The organism is Arthrobacter yangruifuii, assembly GCF_009192775.1.
GTDB lineage: Bacteria > Actinomycetota > Actinomycetes > Actinomycetales > Micrococcaceae > Arthrobacter_B > Arthrobacter_B yangruifuii.
Genome location: NZ_VTFX01000005.1, coordinates 522,196 through 539,049, shown reverse-complemented (window position 1 = coordinate 539,049; position 16,854 = coordinate 522,196). Strand labels below are relative to the sequence as shown.

Sequence of the window (16,854 nt, the reverse complement as noted above, 5' to 3'; positions counted from 1 at the left end):
TAATTCCTTTCCCCTGCTTCCGAAGGCACAATATGACTACCATCGACGACGGCATCACGCACGACCATATCCAGAAAAACCAGCGCCGCCCCTCGAAGCGCGAACAACGTCGTCGGCTTTTTTTTCAGATCGCCCTCGGAGCATTCGGGCTGCTACTGATAGCCGCCGGCGCTGGTGTCGTCGTGGCGCATCAGGTATCTTCTGTCCGGAGCCAACTCGAAATGGCAATGGATCTGGTGCCACAGCTACGAGACAACTTGGAGAATGGCGATCATCAGGCGGCCAAGATATCTTTAGAGGCCATTCAAGCGCAAACATCCGGCGCCCGTTCAACAACCGCGGGGCCGCTTTGGAAGATTGCTTCCTACGTTCCTGAATATGGGAGCAATTTCAGTGCAGTCCGAGAGGTAGCAGTCTCTGCTGACGACATCGCCATCCGAGCTGCGGGTCCCCTGCTGGACAAATACGATTCACTGAACTGGCAGACGCTTTCCCCTACCGACGGCGGGGTGAACGTCACGCAATTGGAAGACGCCGCTCCAAGTATCCGCGCCGCAGCGGATACCGTTCGCCTTTCTTATGAACGTCTCGCTGCGATTGATCTTGATGCATTGAGGCCCGAGGTGGCGGAACCCGTCCGTGCCGTCACTGAGCAACTCAAGCCCGTCAGCGGAGCGCTTGCTACCGCGTCATCCGCAGCGCAGCTGCTCCCCAGCATGCTTGGCGCTGACGGGGAGCGGAACTACCTGGTCTTAGTCCAGAACAGCGCCGAGTCTAGGGCCACGGGTGGAATTCCTGGTGCTATAGCGGTGTTAAAAGCGGCTAACGGCCGCATAAGCCTGGGAGAGCAAAGCAGCGCGGGGGCCATCGAGGCATTCACACCGGCGCTCGACGTGGATACAGATCAGGAGAAGCTATACACAAAACGGCTCGGGACGCAGATGCAGAACGTCAATCTCACCCCCCATTTCCCGACCGCCGCAGAAACTGCCAAGCGGATGTGGGAAGCACGCCGGCCCGGTCAAACAATAGACGGAGTACTGGCGTTGGACCCCGTAGTATTGGCCCACCTGTTGGAGGCCACCGGACCTGTAGATCTGACCGACCCCGTGGTAGTAAGCGCAATCGACGGAACGTCACTGCCCCAGTCCTTGACCCAGGATAATGTGGTCAGCACTCTCCTGTCCGATGTGTATCGGGAAATCGAGGAGCCCGCAGCCCAGGATGCCTACTTTGCGGCAGTAGCTGCAAGTATATTTTCAGCTTTTACGGATGGGGGAGGAGACAGCGAACAACTGATCAAGGCCTTGAGCACCAGCGCTCAAGAGCGCCGATTATATCTGTGGTCCAATGTCAGAGATGAACAGAACATCATTTCGTCCACGGCCCTCGGAGGCGAAGTTACGGGCTCGGACGCGGGTGGCGCCAGCTTCGGAGCGTACTTCAATGATGGAACCGGTGCCAAAATGGATTACTACGCATCACGCACGGTGCAGTTGGTTCAGACATGCCAACACGACGGCTACGGCGAGTACACGGTCCATCTCACCGTGCAGAACAAGGCACCCCTGGATGCTGCCGCTTCGCTTCCCTCCTACGTGACGGGTGACGGGGCATTTGGGGTGGAACCGGGAAATTTCCGTACAAACTACGTGTTTTATGGGCCATCACAAGCTCTCGTGGCATCGGCCCGAATCAATGGGATCCCCGTACCCATCGGAGCTGGTAAACATGGCCAACGGCCGGTTGGAACTGTGACGTTAGAGCTAGCGCCCGGGGAAACGGCACTGATTGACATCGGGTTCACCCGGGTAGTTCAGGATTCCGAGCCCAAGCTCCAGGTAACTCCCTCAGTGCAAGCAGTTCAAGATGTCATAATTCCTATGGATCGGCGTGAGTCCTGCCAATAGAGGGAAGGTACATTCTCAGTACATATCACACAACGCTTGGAACTGGGGGCAGTACCTGTTACCGTAAGAGTGTTCCTCACCGCAAAGTATTTGCGGACGGAATGTGTTGCTGGCAATGCAGAGTGAACGCCGGAGCACATGAAACATCAAAAAATTTTGGGCTTGGTTTCACGGGTTCTTGGTGGGAACCGACCGTCTATAACCGCAGTCTTTATCTATCGCACCGGGGAGTCTCACACATGAAAAAAACCGTATCCGCACTGGTCCTGGCCGGATCCCTCGCCTTTGTCGGCGCCGGCGCCGCTAACGCCGTCTCCAGCTACCCCGCCCCCGTCACCGGCTCTGTCAGCGCCACCATCGTTACCCCCGGCGCCACCATCGTCTTCAGCGGAGCCGGATTCACCGGTGGAGAGCAGATCCGCATTGACGTGACCTACGCCAATGATCCCCAGATCGTGGCCGGCACTGGCATCAGCAGCCCCATTATCCTCGCGCAGCTCGTGGGCACCAATACCGTCGTGGCAAACCCCGACGGTTCATTCTCCGCCGACGTCACCCTTGGTGATGCTCCCGGTACCTACACCCTGACTGCCACGGGCCTGACCTCGGGCCACCAGGTGACCGCGGCCGTTGTGGTTGACCCCGCAGCTGCCGGCGGCGCTGGCACCGGAAGTGGTGCAGGAACTGGTGTAGGCACAGGCACCAATGCTTCTGCTGACAACGGCCTGGCCAACACCGGTGCCGACTCCGCCATGATGCTGTGGGGTGCCGCAGGCGTCCTGGCTCTGGGTGCAGGCGTAGCCACCGTGACGGTTGCCCGTCGCAAGAATGCCTAACTAGCCGTTTAGCTGGGTTCAACGGCACAGCTAATCAGCAACAGAGGGAGGCTGGAAACCAAGCGGTTTCCAGCCTCCCTCTGGCATTTTCACGTGAGATTATGCGTTCATCTGGATAGAGCGAAGAACAACACCACTACTGTGACCAGCGCCAGCGCCACAACGGCCGCATATGCCGCCCATTCGCGGCGGGTCCGGCGGGTGCGCGTGCGGCGCCATTCTCTTCTCGGTTCAGTTGTGCTCATGGCCCCGAAACTATGGGGGAATTTCGTTCCTGGAAACAGTAATTCATACTGGCACAATGACTTGCGGTACGTATGACTGCCGCGTGTTTTCCACTTGCACCCTCGGAAGGGATAAGATACTCGGGTCTTTTTGTTTTCGAGCTAATGGGGAAATATGCGTCTTTCGGTTATCGGCTGCGGCTATCTGGGAGCAGTCCACGCCGCCTCCATGGCGAAACTGGGTCATGACGTTGTAGGCATTGACGTTGACCAGGCCAAGGTCAACGAGCTTGCCGCAGGGCGGGCACCGTTCTTCGAACCGGGCCTGCCGGAGCTGCTCGCCGAGTCCCAGGCCACCGGCCGGCTGAAGTTCAGCACCGACCTGGCCGACGCCGCCGGAGCGGACGTGCACTTCGTCTGCGTGGGCACCCCCCAGCGCAAGGGTGAATACGCCGCCGACCTGCGGTTCGTCGACGCCGCCGTCGCCGGCCTCGCACCGTACCTGAAGCCGGGCAACATCGTGGTGGGCAAGTCCACCGTCCCGGTGGGCACCGCCGCCCGCCTGGCAGACCAGCTGGCCGAGGACGCCCCGGGCGCCGTCCTGGCCTGGAACCCTGAGTTCCTGCGCGAAGGCCACGCCGTGCAGGACACCCTCTCCCCGGACCGCTTTGTCTACGGCGTCCCTGACGGCGCTGCCGGCACCGCCGCCGTCGCCGCCCTGGACGAGGTCTACGCCGCACCCCTCTCCACGGGCACCCCGCGCCTGACCGTGGACTACGCCACGGCGGAACTGGTCAAGACCGCCGCGAATTCCTTCCTCGCCACCAAAATCAGCTTCATCAACGCCATGGCGGAGGTCTGCGAGGCCTCGGGGGCAGACGTCTCGGCCCTGGCGGATGCCATCGGCATGGATGACCGGATTGGCCGCAAGTTCCTCAACGCCGGCGTCGGCTTCGGCGGCGGCTGCCTGCCCAAGGACATCCGCGCCTTCATGGCCCGCGCCGGAGAACTGGGCGCCGACCAGGCCCTGACCTTCCTGCGCGAGGTGGATGCCATCAACATGCGCCGCCGCTCCAAGGTAGTGGAGATGACGCGTGAGATCTGCGGCGGCTCCCTGATGGGCAAGCGCGTCACCATCCTGGGCGCTGCCTTCAAGCCGGAGAGTGACGATGTGCGGGACTCCCCCGCGCTCAGCGCCGCAGCGCAGATGCAGCTGCAGGGCGCCACCGTCACCGTGACGGACCCCGAGGCCCTGCAGAACGCCAAGGGGCGATTCCCCGAGCTGACCTACGAACCGGTCACCGAAAACGCGCTGCTGAACGCCCACGCCGTGGTGCTGCTGACCGAATGGAAGGAATACCGGAACCTGGACCCGGCAGCCACGGCCGCCCTCGTCACGGACACGAACATCATTGACGGCCGGAACGTGCTGGACCCGGCCGCCTGGCGGACCGCCGGCTGGACCTACCGGAGCATGGGCCGCCCGTAACCGGACTAGACACCGCTCAACGCGACCCGGGATCCTGCCGCCGAATAGTCAGCCGCGCAACGCGGCCTGGTTGCCCCGGTACCAGGACACCGTGTCCCGGATCCCGTCCGCCAGACTGATCTGCGCGGTCCAGCCGGCGGCGGTCAGTTTGGAGACGTCCAAAAGCTTCTGCGGTGTTCCGTCGGGTTTGGAGGTGTCCCACTCGATGGCCCCGGTGTAGCCCACGGCCTCCGCAACCAGGCCGGCCAGTTCCCTGATGGTGAGGTCCGAGCCGGTGCCCACGTTCACCTGCTGCGGGCCGTCATAATGCTCCAGCAGGTGAAGGCAGGCGGCAGCCATGTCATCCACGTGCAGGAATTCCCGCCGGGGGGAACCGGTCCCCCAGTTGGTCACCGTGTCCAGGCCCTGCCGCGCGGCGTCGTCGTACCGGCGGATGAGTGCGGGAAGGACGTGGGATCCCTCCGCGGAGAAGTTGTCCCCGGGGCCGTACAGGTTGGTGGGCATCGCCGAGATCCAGGGCAGGCCGTACTGCCGGCGGACGGCCTGGATGTGCATGATGCCGGCAATCTTCGCGATCGCGTAGGCGTCATTGGTGGGCTCGAGGTGCCCGGTGAGCAGCGCGTCCTCGGAAATGGGCTGCTCGGCAAACTTGGGATAGATGCAGGACGAGCCCAGGAAAAGCAGGCGTTCCACGCCGTGTTCGCGGGCGGCGTCCAGCACGTTGATCTGGATCTGCAGGTTCTCGGTCAGGAAGTCCACCGGGTACGTGTCATTGGCGAGGATTCCGCCCACTTTTGCTGCCGCCAGGACCACGTAGCGGGGGGTGGTCTCCGCGAAGTAGTCGAAGACGGCTGCGCGGTCCTTCAGATCCAGTTCGCTGGAAGTCCGGCCGCTAAGATCCGTAAAACCGGCGGATTCGAGTCTGCGCCAGATAGCCGAGCCCACGAGGCCGCGGTGTCCGGCAACATAGAAGGGTGCGGCGCGGTCCAGGATCCCGGGCTGGAAGCCCGTACCGTCCGCCAGAGGAACCGAGACCACGCTAATCGTTCCAGCAGTCGAGGTTCACCGTGTCAATCCAGTTGCGGCCCGGGTGCTTGAGCATCTCAATGTCCGCGTCCACCATGATGCGGGCCAGGTCCGGAGTGTGCACCGTGGCCTTCCATCCGAGCTTCTCCTGCGCCTTGGATGGATCCCCCAGGAGGGAATCGACTTCCGTGGGGCGGAGGTAGCGTTCGTCGAACTTGACGTGGTCTTCCCAGTTGAGGCCGGCATGCTCAAACGCGATGGTGAGGAAGTCCCGCACGCTGTAGCTGCCGCCGGTGGCCAGCACATAATCATCGGGCTCGTCGGCCTGCAGCATGCGCCACATGCCCTCCACGTATTCGGCGGCATAGCCCCAGTCACGGCTCGCATCCAGGTTGCCCATGAAGAGATGCTGCTGCTGACCGGCCTTGATAGCGGCGACCGCCCGCGTGATTTTCCGGGTGACGAACGTTTCTCCGCGCCGGGGGGATTCGTGGTTGAACAGAATGCCGTTCACCGCGTACATGCCGTAGGCCTCACGGTAGTTCCGCGTAATCCAGTAACTGTAGACCTTCGCGGCACCGTAGGGCGACCGGGGATAAAACGGGGTGTCCTCGCTCTGCGGCGGCGGCGTGGCCCCGTACATTTCGGACGAGGACGCCTGGTAGAACCGGGTGTCGATTCCCGCCAGCCGCACGGCCTCGAGGAGCCGGACCGTTCCCATGCCGGTGGTATTCCCGGTGTGCTCGGGCTCGTCGAAGGAGACCCGGACGTGGGACTGCGCGGCAAGGTTGTAGACCTCGTCCGGCTTCAGTCCGGCCAACATGGTCACCAGGCGGGATCCGTCGCTGAGGTCCCCGTAGTGCAGGAAGAGCTTTGCCTCGGGATCATGCGGGTCCACGTAGAGGTGCTCCACCCGGGAGGTATTGAAGGTGGAGGCGCGGCGGATGAGGCCGTGGACCTCGTACCCCTTCCTCAGCAGAAGCTCTGCAAGGTAGGAGCCGTCCTGTCCCGTGATACCTGTAATCACTGCGCGCTTAGGCAAAATGTCCCCCCGGAGATTGAAGCCGGCCCCTCTGCGGCGGGCGGCTAGTTACCTGAAGCCAATCTCAGGTCCGGGAGTCTCGGAAGCGTGTTGGATACCCGCTAAGCCTGGCGCGTTACGCGCAACTGCGCACACGGTTACCTGCGGACGCGGAGGCGCCTAGGCTGCCGGGGCGGCCGAGTCCAGGGCCTCTTCCAAGGCCACCCAGGCGAGCATCGCGCACTTGACCCGGGCCGGATAGCGGGCCACACCGGCGAAGGCTGCGGCATCGCCCAGCACTTCCTCGTCCGGCTCGATGCTGCCGCGGGAGCGCATGAGCGTCCGGAATTCCTCCACCAGCTCGGCTGCCTGCCCGCGGTCCAGTCCGGCCACCATTTCGGTCAGTACCGAGGCCGAGGCCATCGAGATGGAGCAGCCCTGCCCTTCCCAGCTGATCCCCTTCACGGTGGACCCGTCGACGACGGCGCGCAGCGTGATCTCGTCTCCGCAGGTGGGATTGAGCTGGTGGGATTCCCCCGACGCAGCACCGGCCGGAACCTCGGCCAGCCCGTCGCCGAGGCGCCGCTTGGCGTGTTCCAGGATGATCTGCTGGTACAGCTGCTGCAGGTCGGAACTCATTTATTTCACTCCAAAGAAGGGACGGACGCCGGCCACCGCGGCCAGGAAGGCATCGACGTCGTCGGTGGTGTTGTAGAGGTAGGTGCTGGCGCGGGTGGTGGAAACCAGCCCCAGGCGCCGGTGCAGCGGCTGGGCGCAGTGGTGGCCCACGCGGACGGCGATGCCCTGGTCATCCAGGAACTGGCCGACGTCGTGGGAGTGGACGCCGACGACGTCGAACGCCGCCAGCCCGATCCGCTCCACGCCCGCCTTCGGGCCGAGGACCCGGATACCGTCAATCTGTTCCAGGCCGGCCACCAGCCGCTGCCCCAGCTGCGCCTCCCAGGCGTGGATGCGGTCCATGCCGGTTTCGCTCAGGTAGTTGGCGGCGGTGCCCAGGGCCATCGCCTGCGAAATCCGCTGCGTGCCGGCCTCGAAGCGCTGCGGTGCGGGCAGGTAGTCGGCCTTCTCCATGGTCACGGTGGTGATCATGGACCCGCCGGTCAGGAAGGGCGGCATCGCGTTCAGCAGTTCCGCCTTGCCGTACAGGGCACCGATGCCGGTGGGGCCGAGCATCTTGTGCCCGGAGAAGGCCAGGAAATCGACGTCGAGCGCTTTCACGTCCACCGGAAGGTGCGGCACGGACTGGCAGGCGTCCAGCACCACCAGTGCGCCGTGCCGGTGTGCCATTGCCACCAGGGTGTCCACCGGGTTGATGGTGCCGAGCACGTTGGAGGCGTGGGAGAAGGCCAGCAGGCGGGTGCGCGGGCCGATGATCCGTTCCGCTTCCTCCAGCCGCAGCGCGCCGTCGTCGTCCACCGGAATGAAACGCAGGGTTGCGCCGGTGCGCGCCGCGAGCTCCTGCCAGGGAATGAGGTTGGCGTGGTGCTCCATTTCCGTCACCACAATCTCATCGCCGGCACCCAGCGCGAAGCGGCGGGCCGCTTCCCCGCCGCGGCCCAGCGAGGCGTTGGAGAAGGAATAGGCGATCAGGTTCAGCGCCTCGGTGGCGTTGGAGGTCCAGACCAGCTCCTGGGGACGGGCATTGATGAAGGCCGAGACCGTTTCGCGGGCCTGCTCATAGACATCGGTGGCGGCGACCGCCAGCGTATGCGCACCGCGGTGGACGGCGGAGTTGCGCTGTTCGTAGAACTCCTGCTCCGCTTCGATCACGCTGAGCGGATTCTGCGAGGTGGCTCCGGAATCCAGGTAGACCAGCCGGTGCCCGTTGACCTCCTGGTCCAGGATCGGAAAGTCATTCCGGATCCGCTCCGCCTCGGCATTGTCGATGGGACCCGCGGCAGGCCGCAGGGTGTCAGGGGTGGAAATCACAGGCACGGAAGAATCTCCTTGGCTGGCCGATGGATTGCGCGTCCAGGTGATGTCCACCATTACGCAACGTAAGTCTGCGCTAATCATCCCACCGCTGGCCACGGAGCGCATCTGAGCCGGGCCTTAGTTCACTGTCCTCCGGCGGGACGGGATCGGTCCATCGCTCTGGCCTGTGCGGCAAAGAGGGCCTATGCGGTGGTAGGTAACGCCGCCTGCACAAACGCGTAGGGGTACGCGTTATCACCCCGGAATACAGGCGGTTAGGATCCGTACCGGATACGTCGCTCAAGGGGACGACCCCGGGGACTGCCCCGTTCAGGCGTACCGGGATTCAAAGGCCAGAGGTGGATCGCCATGCGCCAAAAACTCACCGCGCTGCTCACCGCATTGCTGCTCACCCTCGTGTCCCTGGCCGGATTCGCTCCGCCGGCCGCGGCCCTCTCACCGGGGGTCGCGTTCTCCGCCACCAATCTGCCCACCTGGCAGACCAACGGCATTGTCTGGGGACTGGCCGAGGCCAACGGCGTGGTCTACGTGGGCGGAACGTTCACCGCCATCCGCCCGCCCGGCACCGCGGCCGGCGGCGCCGGAACCCGCAGCGCCGTGAACTTCGCGGCCTTCGATGCCTACACGGGCAATCCCACCAGCTGCAACCTCTCGGTCACGGGAACCCGGGCCACCGTCCGGGCCCTGGACGTGTCCCCCGACGGACGCACCCTCTACATTGGCGGCAGCTTCAGCGCGGTGAACGGCGTCAGCGCCTCCAGCTTCGCGGCCATCAATCTGCCCGGCTGCACCGTGAAAACCAGCTTCCAGCCCGGCGGCGTGTCCGCCACCGTCCGCGCCATTGATGCCACCGGCAACGCCGTGTATTTCGGCGGGGACTTCACGTCCGTGAGGAACACTGCCCGCCAGCGGCTTGCCGCCGTCACTCCCACCGGGGCGCTGCTTCCCTGGGCGCCGGCGGCGGACCTGCCCATCCGTGCTCTGCACGTTCCGCCGGCCAAGAACGTCGTCATCGCCGGCGGAGATTTCACCACCATGAACGGTGCCGATTCCAAGGCTCTGGCGGTGGTGGACAGCAGCGCCGGAAGAAACCTCCGCACGTATCCCAACTTCTTCATTCCCCGAACCTCCGTGGTCAAAGGCATCGACTCGGACAGCACAAGCTTTTACGTGGCCAATGAAGGCACCGGCGGCGGCGTGTTTGACGGACGGATGCGGCTGGACCTGGGCACATACAACCAGGTGTGGCGGGACACCTGCCTCGGTGCCACCCAGGCCGTGTCCGTGATCGGCAAAACCCTGTACGCCGCCCACCATGCCCACAACTGCGCCAGCATGGGCGGGTTTACCGACGGCAGCCGGATCCACCTCAGCGCCCAGAACGTGGACACGCCCTCGCCCATGCTGCAGTGGAACCCCCTGACCAATGACGGGCAAGGGGAAGGACTGGGTCCGCGCGCCCTGGCGCACACCACCGCCGGATCCAACAACATGCTCTGGGTGGGCGGCGAATTCACCACCGTCAACGCCGGGGCCCAGCAGAGCCTCACCCGGTTCGGCCCTGGCCCGGGCGCCGCCGGCCCCGGGGCTCCTCAGTTCGTGGCCGCCGAGTCCCTCGCCACCGGACGGAACACCATCCGCTGGCAGACGACGTCGGACCCTGACGATTCGGCCCTGACCTACAGCATCTACCGCAACGGATCCGGCACCCCGCTGGGCACGGTCAACGCCTCCTCGCTCTGGTGGAACCTTCCGCAGGCCTCCTTCACGGACACCACCGCCGCGCCCGGGGTCAGGTACTCCTACCAGGTGCGCGCCACTGACCCCAACGGGCACACGGGGCCGCTGTCCGCGCAGGTCAGCGTGACCACTGCGGCCACGCCGCCGGCGTATGCCGCCGCCGTCCGCGCCGACGGTGCCAACACCTTCTGGCGCCTCGGTGAGAGCTTCGCCGCCGCCGGAGATTCCTCCCCCGGCAACCGGATGGGCCTGCCCTACGGCCGGCCGTCCCTGGGAAACACCGCCGGCGCCCTGAGCGGGGATTCCAACCGGGCCGCCACGTTCGACGGCGTGGATGACTTTGTCTACGCCCCGCAGCAGGCCGCCCCGCCCACGGCCTACAGCGCCGAGGCCTGGTTCCGCACCAACACCACCACGGGCGGGAAGATCCTGGGCTTCGGCAACGGGCTTCCACGGCGCAACGGCACCAACCCGGGGCTGAGCAGCAACTATGGCCGGCACGTGTACATGACCAATGCCGGCAACCTGATCTTCGGGGAATGGAGCGGCGGGGCCAGGACCATCAAGTCCCCTGCCGCATACAACGACAATGCCTGGCACCACGTCGTCGCCACCCAGGGCCCCGGCGGCATGGTGCTGTATGTGGACGGTGTCCGGGTGGCGTCCAGCACGGTGAGTGCCGTCCAGACGGCCATCGGCGGATGGCGGATCGGCGGAGACCAGCTGGGCTCCTCCTGGCCCGAAGCACCCACCAGCCGGTACTTCCGGGGCAGCATTGATGAATTCGCTACCTACCCGAGGGTCCTTTCCCCCGCCCAGGTAGCAACCCACAACCAGCTCGGGCGCCGGTGAGCGCTCCGGTCCTCCAACGCGTTCCGGCCCCCCGGCACGAACGCGTCCGCACCCGCAGCCGCGTCCGCACGGCAGTCCAGTTGGCCTCCACTCTGCTTTTCACCGCCGGCGTCCTCACTGTGCTCCTGTGGCCGACGCCGGTGGACCGGCCGCTGTACGTTCGGCTGCTGCGGACCCTGCACCGGCTCGAGGAGCTGGGACTGCCCGCGGTGGGCTACGCCTCCCTGGAGGCCGCCGCCAACGTGGCGCTCTTCGTGCCGCTGGGCTTCCTGGCCTGCCGCCTGCTGGCGCCGAAGCGGTGGTGGCTGGCGCTGCTGGCCTGCACCATGCTCTCCGGAGCCGGCGAGCTGGCCCAGGAGCTGTACCTCCCCGAGCGGGTGGGCAACGCGGAGGACGTGCTGCTCAACGGCGCCGGCGCGCTGGCCGGGGTGGGAATGGCCGTGCTGCTGCGGCCGGGCAGGCAGCGGAGACTGATCAGGTGATTGCCACGGTGCGGAACTCCACCGGGAAATCCTCGGCATAGTTGCGGGTGAGGCTGAAGTAGCCGCCGCGGTAGCTGCGTTCCACCGCCATGCCTGCCCAGCCGAGGCTGTCCAGCCGGGAAAAGCGCAGGCTGTCGGGTGAAATGTCGATTTTAAAGGAGAGCCACTCCCCGGGTGTGGCCGCCTCTGTCTGGACGACGGCGAGCCGCAGGCCGTCTGCTTCGCCTGCGTGGCGCAGCAGCAGGGTCATTTCCCCGTTGGGCCGGAACACAAAGTGGTAGCCTCCCACCTCGCTGGGGATGAGCACCCGGTAGGGCATGTCATTGTCCTGCCCGAAAGCCAGTCCCGCGTGGCCTTCGACGCCGGGCAGCCGGTCCGGCCAGCGCATCTCGAACTCAATGCTGTAGACGTCCGGTTCCACCGGCGCCATGGACCCCATCCGGTAGCTGCTGTTCATCGGGGCCTGCAGCCGAAGGATTCCCTCGGCCCCCTTCAGCTGGGGCTGGACGGACCAGCCCTGTTTCACGGTCCAGGGCAGGTCCCCGGCGGCGCGGTGACCGTCACCGAAACGGTCAGCCGTTTCCGGAGACACCTGATCCGCAAGATAGGGAACGTTGGCACTCATCAGTCCCGCGACCCCCAGCCCCACCAGCCGGTCCCGCTCCGCCCGCGAATGGACCTCCCAGCAGATCACCGGCTTGCCCGTGGCCACCGCGGCGGTGATTTCCTCATCCGTTGCGAGGGTGTTGATCCCTAGGAACGTGAACCGGGCATACCGCTCCGCCAGCAGGGACATCTGTTCCCCGGTGAAGTAGCCCCAGCTGGCGTACCCGCGCTCAGTCACCAGCCGGATCTGCGCCGCAACGGCGGACTGCTTCCAGATGATGTGCCGGTGGGCGTCCGGATAGGTGTCCATCAGGTCCAGAAGCGGCCGGGTGTTGCTGCCCTGCTTGTCCTCGAGGAAGATCACGTGCGTGGCCGCGTAGGCGTCCAGGACTTCCGTCAGGAGCGGAATCGGTTCCAGCGGCGTGTCCGGGCCAAGCCACTGCCGGGCATCGACGCGCAGTTTCGACAGCTCGTCCCAGGTGGTCTCGCCGATCACCAGGTTCTTCCCGGTGGTCCTTGCAGTATCCGTGTCGTGATGACAGACCAGGATGCCGTCCGCCGTCGCGCACACCGAGAGCTCCAGTGCCGGGACACCGGCAAGGACGGCCTCCCGGTAAGCGGTCATGGTGTGTTCGGGCCAGTTGTCCCAGGATCCGCGGTGGGCCACCTGGAAGGGGCTGGAATCGAAGAGTGAGCGCACCGTGTGGACCGGGGCCGGGCTCGGGGTCGGGGATGGGCTCCCTCCGGAGGCGCCTGCCCGCGGTTCCTCATTCGCGGGCATGCATCCGGCCAGGGCCAGGCCTATCGCCCCTAACGCCAATACGCTGCGGCGGCTCGGTCCGGTGGCCGGCAGGCCGGGGGGACCTGCTGGACCGGCAGGAGCGGCAGGACCGGCACCGGCAGCGAGGCCGAAGGTTGTGCGGTCAGGTTTCATGCGTTCATGGCTGAGTCCCCGGGCGAACCGGTCATCACGCTCAGGGCGCGGCGCAGCATGGTGGAGGACGTGGTGGGGGTGTACGGCAGGTAGACAACCTGCACGCCGATCAGCTCCATGTCCCGTTCCAGCCGGTCTCCCTTTGGTGTGCCGCGCCAGTCATCGCCCTTGAAGAACATGTTGAACCCGACCTCGCGCCACGTCTCGGCCTTATTCACGTGTTCATCCACCACCGCGTCGTCCACGAACCGGATACTGCGCACAATTTCCAGGCGCTCCGCCAAAGGCACCACCGGCGTGGTGCCTTTGAGCCGTTGGGACATTTCCGCCGAGGCCACGCCTGCTATCAGGAAATCGCACCGCTCCCGGGCCTGGCGCAGCAGGTTCAGGTGGCCTATGTGGAAGAGATCATAGGCGCCCGAGGCATAACCAATTCGTACAGGCATGGCGTGTGGACCCCCAGTGAGACGGTGACTGTCCGGATGATCTTCCAGTCCCGGAAACCGGAGGTAAAGCGAATTGTCCGGATTAGAGTAGCGCCGCCTCAAACACGAGTACCGGCCCGCGGACCCCGCGTAACACCGGGTCCAAGTTAGGTAGGGGCCACCTGCAAACCGTCTTTGCCGCGCGGCTACGATGCTTTCAGTTTCGGGCCGCTTAGTCCCGTTCCCCATGGCAGTAGAGGCGGTAGCGTGCGTAAATCATTCGCGGCTTTGTTGGCGGTCGCGGCCCTAACGGCCACGGCACTGGCAGGTACGGCCGCGCCGGCGTCGGCCATCAGTCCCGGAGTGGCTTTTTCCGCCACGGACCTGCCTACCTGGCAGACCAACGGCATTGTCTGGGGACTCACCGAAGCCAACGGCGTGGTCTACGCCGGCGGCACCTTCACCGCCATCCGCCCGCCGGGCGTTACCGCCGGGGGCGCCGGAACCCGCAGCGCCGTGAACTTCGCCGCCTTCGACGCGTATACCGGCAACCCCACCAGCTGTAGTCTCTCGGTCACGGGCACAAATGCCACCGTCCGGGCCCTGGATGTCTCCCCCGACGGACGCACCCTCTACATCGGCGGCAGCTTCAACTCGGTGAACGGCATCAGCGCCTCCAGCATCGCCGCCATCAACCTGCCCAGCTGCACCGTGAAAACCAGCTTCCAGCCCGGCGGAGTGTCCGCCACCGTCCGCGCCATTGATGCCACGAACGACGCCGTGTATTTCGGCGGGGATTTCACCTCCGTGAGGAACACTGCCCGCCAGCGGCTCGCCGCCGTCACCCCCACCGGGGCCCTGCTCCCCTGGGCACCGGCAGCAGACCTGCCCGTGCGCGCCCTGCACGTCCCGCCGGCCAAGAACGTGGTCATCACCGGCGGAGACTTCACCACCATTAACGGAGCCGATTCCAAGTCACTGGCCGTGGTTGACCCGGTCTCGGGCAGCAGCATCCGGACCTACCCGGGGTTCTTCATTCCGAGGACGTCCGTGGTGAAGACCATTACCTCGGACGCCACCAGTTTCTACATCGGCAACGAGGGAACCGGCGGCGGGGTGTTCGACGGGCGGGTCCGCCTCGATCTGGGCACGTATGACCAGGTATGGCGGGACACCTGCCTCGGCGCCACCCAGGCCGTGTCCGTCTACCAGCGCAATCTCTACGCTGCCCACCACGCCCACGACTGCGGCAGCATGGGAGGGTTCACCGACGGCAGCCGGACCCACCTCAGTGCCCAGGACGTGGACAACCCCTCCCCCATGAGGCAGTGGAACCCCCTCACCAATGACGGCCAGGGCGAAGGCATTGGGCCGCGCGCCCTCGCACACACCTCCACCGGATCAAATGACGTGCTGTGGGTCGGCGGCGAATTCACCACCACCAACGGCAAGGCCCAGCAAAGCCTGACGCGGTTCGGTCCCGGTCCGGGCACCACCGGGCCCGGCGCACCCCGGTTCGTGAGTGTTGAGTCCCGCGCCGCCGGGCAGAACACCGTCCGGTGGCAGACCGCCACGGACCCCGACGACTCGGAGCTGACCTACAGCATCTACCGCAACGGATCCTCCACCCCGCTGGGCACCGTGCAGGCAACCTCGCTCTGGTGGAACCTTCCGCAGGCCTCGTTCACGGATACCACCGCCGCACCGGGGGTCAGCTATTCCTACCGGGTCCGCGCCAATGATCCCGACGGACACGTAGGAGCGCTCTCGGCCCAGGTGCAGCTCACCACCGCTGCCGCGGCCCAGGCGTACCCTTCGGCGGTCCGCGCCGACGGCGCCGACACCTACTGGCGGCTCGGCGACTCCTTCGCAGCGGCGTCGGACTCTTCTCCGGGAAACCGGATGGGCCTGCCCTACGGTTCGCCCGGCATCGGTGCTGCCGCCGGAGCCCTGGCCGGTGACACCAACAAGGCCGGCAGCTTCGACGGCACCGATGATTTGGTCTACGCCCAGCAGCGGACCGCCGCGCCCAAGGAGTTCAGCGCCGAGGCCTGGTTCCGCACCGACACCACCGCGGGCGGAAAGATCTTCGGCTTCGGCAACGGCCAGCCGCGCCGCAGCGGTACCAACCCCGGCCTAAGCAACAGCTATGACCGGCATGTCTACATGACCAACGCCGGCAACCTGGTCTTCGGGGTATGGACCGGCAGCGCACAGACGGTTGTCTCTCCCGGAACATACAACGACGACGCCTGGCACCACGTGGTGGCCACCCAGGGCCGGGACGGCATGGTGCTTTACGTCGACGGCGTGCAGGTGGGTGCGAACAGCGTGACCGGCAACGAAGCGATCACCGGGTCCTGGCGGATCGGCGGAGACCAGCTGGGCTCCACCTGGCCGCAGATGCCCAGCAGCCGGTACTTCAAGGGCAGCATTGATGAATTCGCGGCCTACCCCGCGGCCCTCAGCCAGGCCCGGGTGCAGGCGCACTACGCGGCCGCCGGTCGAACCGCACCCACCCCTGCTCCGGTTCCGGACACCACGGCTCCATCGGCAGTGGAAGGTGCCACCGCCTCGCTCTCCGGAACCACCGTGAACGTGGGTTGGGGCGCTGCCACCGACAACGTGGGCGTTACCGGCTACCGGGTCCACCGGTCCACGGAGAACGGATTCACGCCGTCCGCGGGAACCCTGCTGGCCACGGTGCCCGGGACTGCGGCGCTTACCTACGAGGACAAGAACCCGGCTCCGGGGACCTACTACTACCGGATCGTGGCGGTGGATGCTGCGGACAACGCGGGGCCCTCCTCCGCCCAGGCCTCCGCCACGGTTGCTCCCCCGGCACCTGCGCCGGTCACGCTGACACTGACGCCGTCGGAGGACACCTACGCCAACCAGGGAGCACCCAACACCGCGAACGGCAGCTCCGCAAGCATGGCCACCCGCGGCAGCCCGGGGTACACCTCCTATCTGCGGTTCCAGCCCGGAGCCGGGGTGCCGAACGGAATGCGCCTGCAGTCGGCCACCCTCCGGCTCTACACCACTACCGAGTCCATCGCGGGATCGGTGGACCAGCACACCATCCACCCCGTCACCGGCAGCTGGTCGGAGGCGGCCGCCACCTGGAACACCCGGCCGGCACTGGCCTCGGTTCTGCTGGGCAGCGTCGCACCCACCGCGGTCAACACCGCCTACACCGTGGACCTCGATCCGGGCGCGGTATCCGCCATGCTCTCCGGGTCCGTGGACCTGGGCATCACCAGCACCGGCACCGACAATGCGTGGTTCTTCACCAAAGAAGCCTCCTCCACGCGCCGTCCGGTCCTGACCCTCGTTTTCGCCCCCTGACCAAT

The 16,854-nt window shown here is 65.8% G+C and carries 12 protein-coding genes; 6 read left to right on the top strand and 6 right to left on the bottom strand.

All coding sequences use genetic code 11. The features are described from left to right. The first annotated feature begins 32 nt into the window (after positions 1-32). The 3 genes from GD627_RS16885 to GD627_RS13315 all read left to right on the top strand — a co-directional run bounded on the left by GD627_RS16885 (position 33) and on the right by GD627_RS13315 (position 4,459). Positions 33-1,910 (top strand): DUF4012 domain-containing protein, encoded by a 1,878-nt coding sequence (locus GD627_RS16885; protein WP_246165503.1) that lies wholly within the window; start codon positions 33-35, stop codon positions 1,908-1,910. Between the two features lie 239 nt (positions 1,911-2,149). After that, positions 2,150-2,746 carry an LPXTG cell wall anchor domain-containing protein gene (locus GD627_RS13320; RefSeq protein ID WP_152272894.1) on the top strand — a complete coding sequence of 199 codons (597 nt, stop codon included), beginning with the start codon at positions 2,150-2,152 and terminating at the stop codon, positions 2,744-2,746. A 399-nt stretch (positions 2,747-3,145) separates the two neighbouring features. Continuing rightward, positions 3,146-4,459: a UDP-glucose dehydrogenase family protein gene (locus tag GD627_RS13315; RefSeq protein WP_152272893.1), complete on the top strand. Its 1,314-nt coding sequence runs from the start codon at positions 3,146-3,148 to the stop codon at positions 4,457-4,459. A 48-nt stretch (positions 4,460-4,507) separates the two neighbouring features. Here GD627_RS13315 and GD627_RS13310 read toward each other — a convergent pair whose 3' ends face one another. The 4 genes from GD627_RS13310 to GD627_RS13295 all read right to left on the bottom strand — a co-directional run bounded on the left by GD627_RS13310 (position 4,508) and on the right by GD627_RS13295 (position 8,462). Continuing rightward, the gene (locus GD627_RS13310; protein ID WP_425481922.1) at positions 4,508-5,497 is read right to left on the bottom strand and encodes a GDP-L-fucose synthase family protein; all 990 of its coding nucleotides are present in this window, start codon (positions 5,495-5,497) and stop codon (positions 4,508-4,510) included. A 1-nt stretch (position 5,498) separates the two neighbouring features. Beyond that, positions 5,499-6,527: a GDP-mannose 4,6-dehydratase gene (gene gmd / locus GD627_RS13305; RefSeq protein ID WP_152272892.1), complete on the bottom strand. Its 1,029-nt coding sequence runs from the start codon at positions 6,525-6,527 to the stop codon at positions 5,499-5,501. 159 nt (positions 6,528-6,686) lie between these two features. Next, positions 6,687-7,145, bottom strand: a complete 459-nt coding sequence (gene sufU / locus GD627_RS13300) for a Fe-S cluster assembly sulfur transfer protein SufU (RefSeq protein WP_152272891.1) — start codon at positions 7,143-7,145, stop codon at positions 6,687-6,689. Continuing rightward, entirely contained in the window at positions 7,146-8,462 is a 1,317-nt protein-coding gene (locus GD627_RS13295) for a cysteine desulfurase (RefSeq protein WP_152272890.1), read from the bottom strand. A 348-nt stretch (positions 8,463-8,810) separates the two neighbouring features. On the opposite strand from GD627_RS13295, the gene GD627_RS13290 reads away from it, so the two are divergent. Both GD627_RS13290 and GD627_RS13285 read left to right on the top strand, forming a co-directional pair. After that, on the top strand, positions 8,811-11,054 hold the full coding sequence (locus tag GD627_RS13290) for a LamG-like jellyroll fold domain-containing protein (RefSeq protein WP_152272889.1): 2,244 nt from the start codon (positions 8,811-8,813) through the stop codon (positions 11,052-11,054). Continuing rightward, on the top strand, positions 11,051-11,536 hold the full coding sequence (locus GD627_RS13285; RefSeq protein ID WP_194266055.1) for a VanZ family protein: 486 nt from the start codon (positions 11,051-11,053) through the stop codon (positions 11,534-11,536). Before GD627_RS13290 ends, GD627_RS13285 begins: the two co-directional genes overlap by 4 nt. Here GD627_RS13285 and GD627_RS13280 read toward each other — a convergent pair. Both GD627_RS13280 and GD627_RS13275 read right to left on the bottom strand, forming a co-directional pair. After that, the gene (locus tag GD627_RS13280) at positions 11,529-12,923 is read right to left on the bottom strand and encodes a glycerophosphodiester phosphodiesterase (RefSeq protein ID WP_194266054.1); all 1,395 of its coding nucleotides are present in this window, start codon (positions 12,921-12,923) and stop codon (positions 11,529-11,531) included. The two genes, GD627_RS13285 and GD627_RS13280, sit on opposite strands and share 8 nt — an antisense overlap. Before the next feature lie 149 nt (positions 12,924-13,072). Then, positions 13,073-13,522 carry an FAD synthase family protein gene (locus tag GD627_RS13275; RefSeq protein ID WP_146363564.1) on the bottom strand — a complete coding sequence of 150 codons (450 nt, stop codon included), beginning with the start codon at positions 13,520-13,522 and terminating at the stop codon, positions 13,073-13,075. 246 nt (positions 13,523-13,768) lie between these two features. Here GD627_RS13275 and GD627_RS13270 point away from each other — a divergent pair, with 246 nt between their 5' ends. Further along, positions 13,769-16,849, top strand: a complete 3,081-nt coding sequence (locus tag GD627_RS13270) for a LamG-like jellyroll fold domain-containing protein (RefSeq protein ID WP_152272886.1) — start codon at positions 13,769-13,771, stop codon at positions 16,847-16,849. Positions 16,850-16,854: the final 5 nt, after the last annotated feature.

Coding starts and splice junctions, on each gene's coding strand:
- GD627_RS13275 (WP_146363564.1), bottom strand. CDS start 13,522: ATGCCTGTACGAATTGGTTATGCCTCGGGCGCCTATGATCTCTTCCAC.
- GD627_RS13315 (WP_152272893.1), top strand. CDS start 3,146: ATGCGTCTTTCGGTTATCGGCTGCGGCTATCTGGGAGCAGTCCACGCC.
- sufU (WP_152272891.1), bottom strand. CDS start 7,145: ATGAGTTCCGACCTGCAGCAGCTGTACCAGCAGATCATCCTGGAACAC.
- GD627_RS16885 (WP_246165503.1), top strand. CDS start 33: ATGACTACCATCGACGACGGCATCACGCACGACCATATCCAGAAAAAC.
- GD627_RS13290 (WP_152272889.1), top strand. CDS start 8,811: ATGCGCCAAAAACTCACCGCGCTGCTCACCGCATTGCTGCTCACCCTC.
- GD627_RS13280 (WP_194266054.1), bottom strand. CDS start 12,923: ATGCCCGCGAATGAGGAACCGCGGGCAGGCGCCTCCGGAGGGAGCCCA.
- GD627_RS13320 (WP_152272894.1), top strand. CDS start 2,150: ATGAAAAAAACCGTATCCGCACTGGTCCTGGCCGGATCCCTCGCCTTT.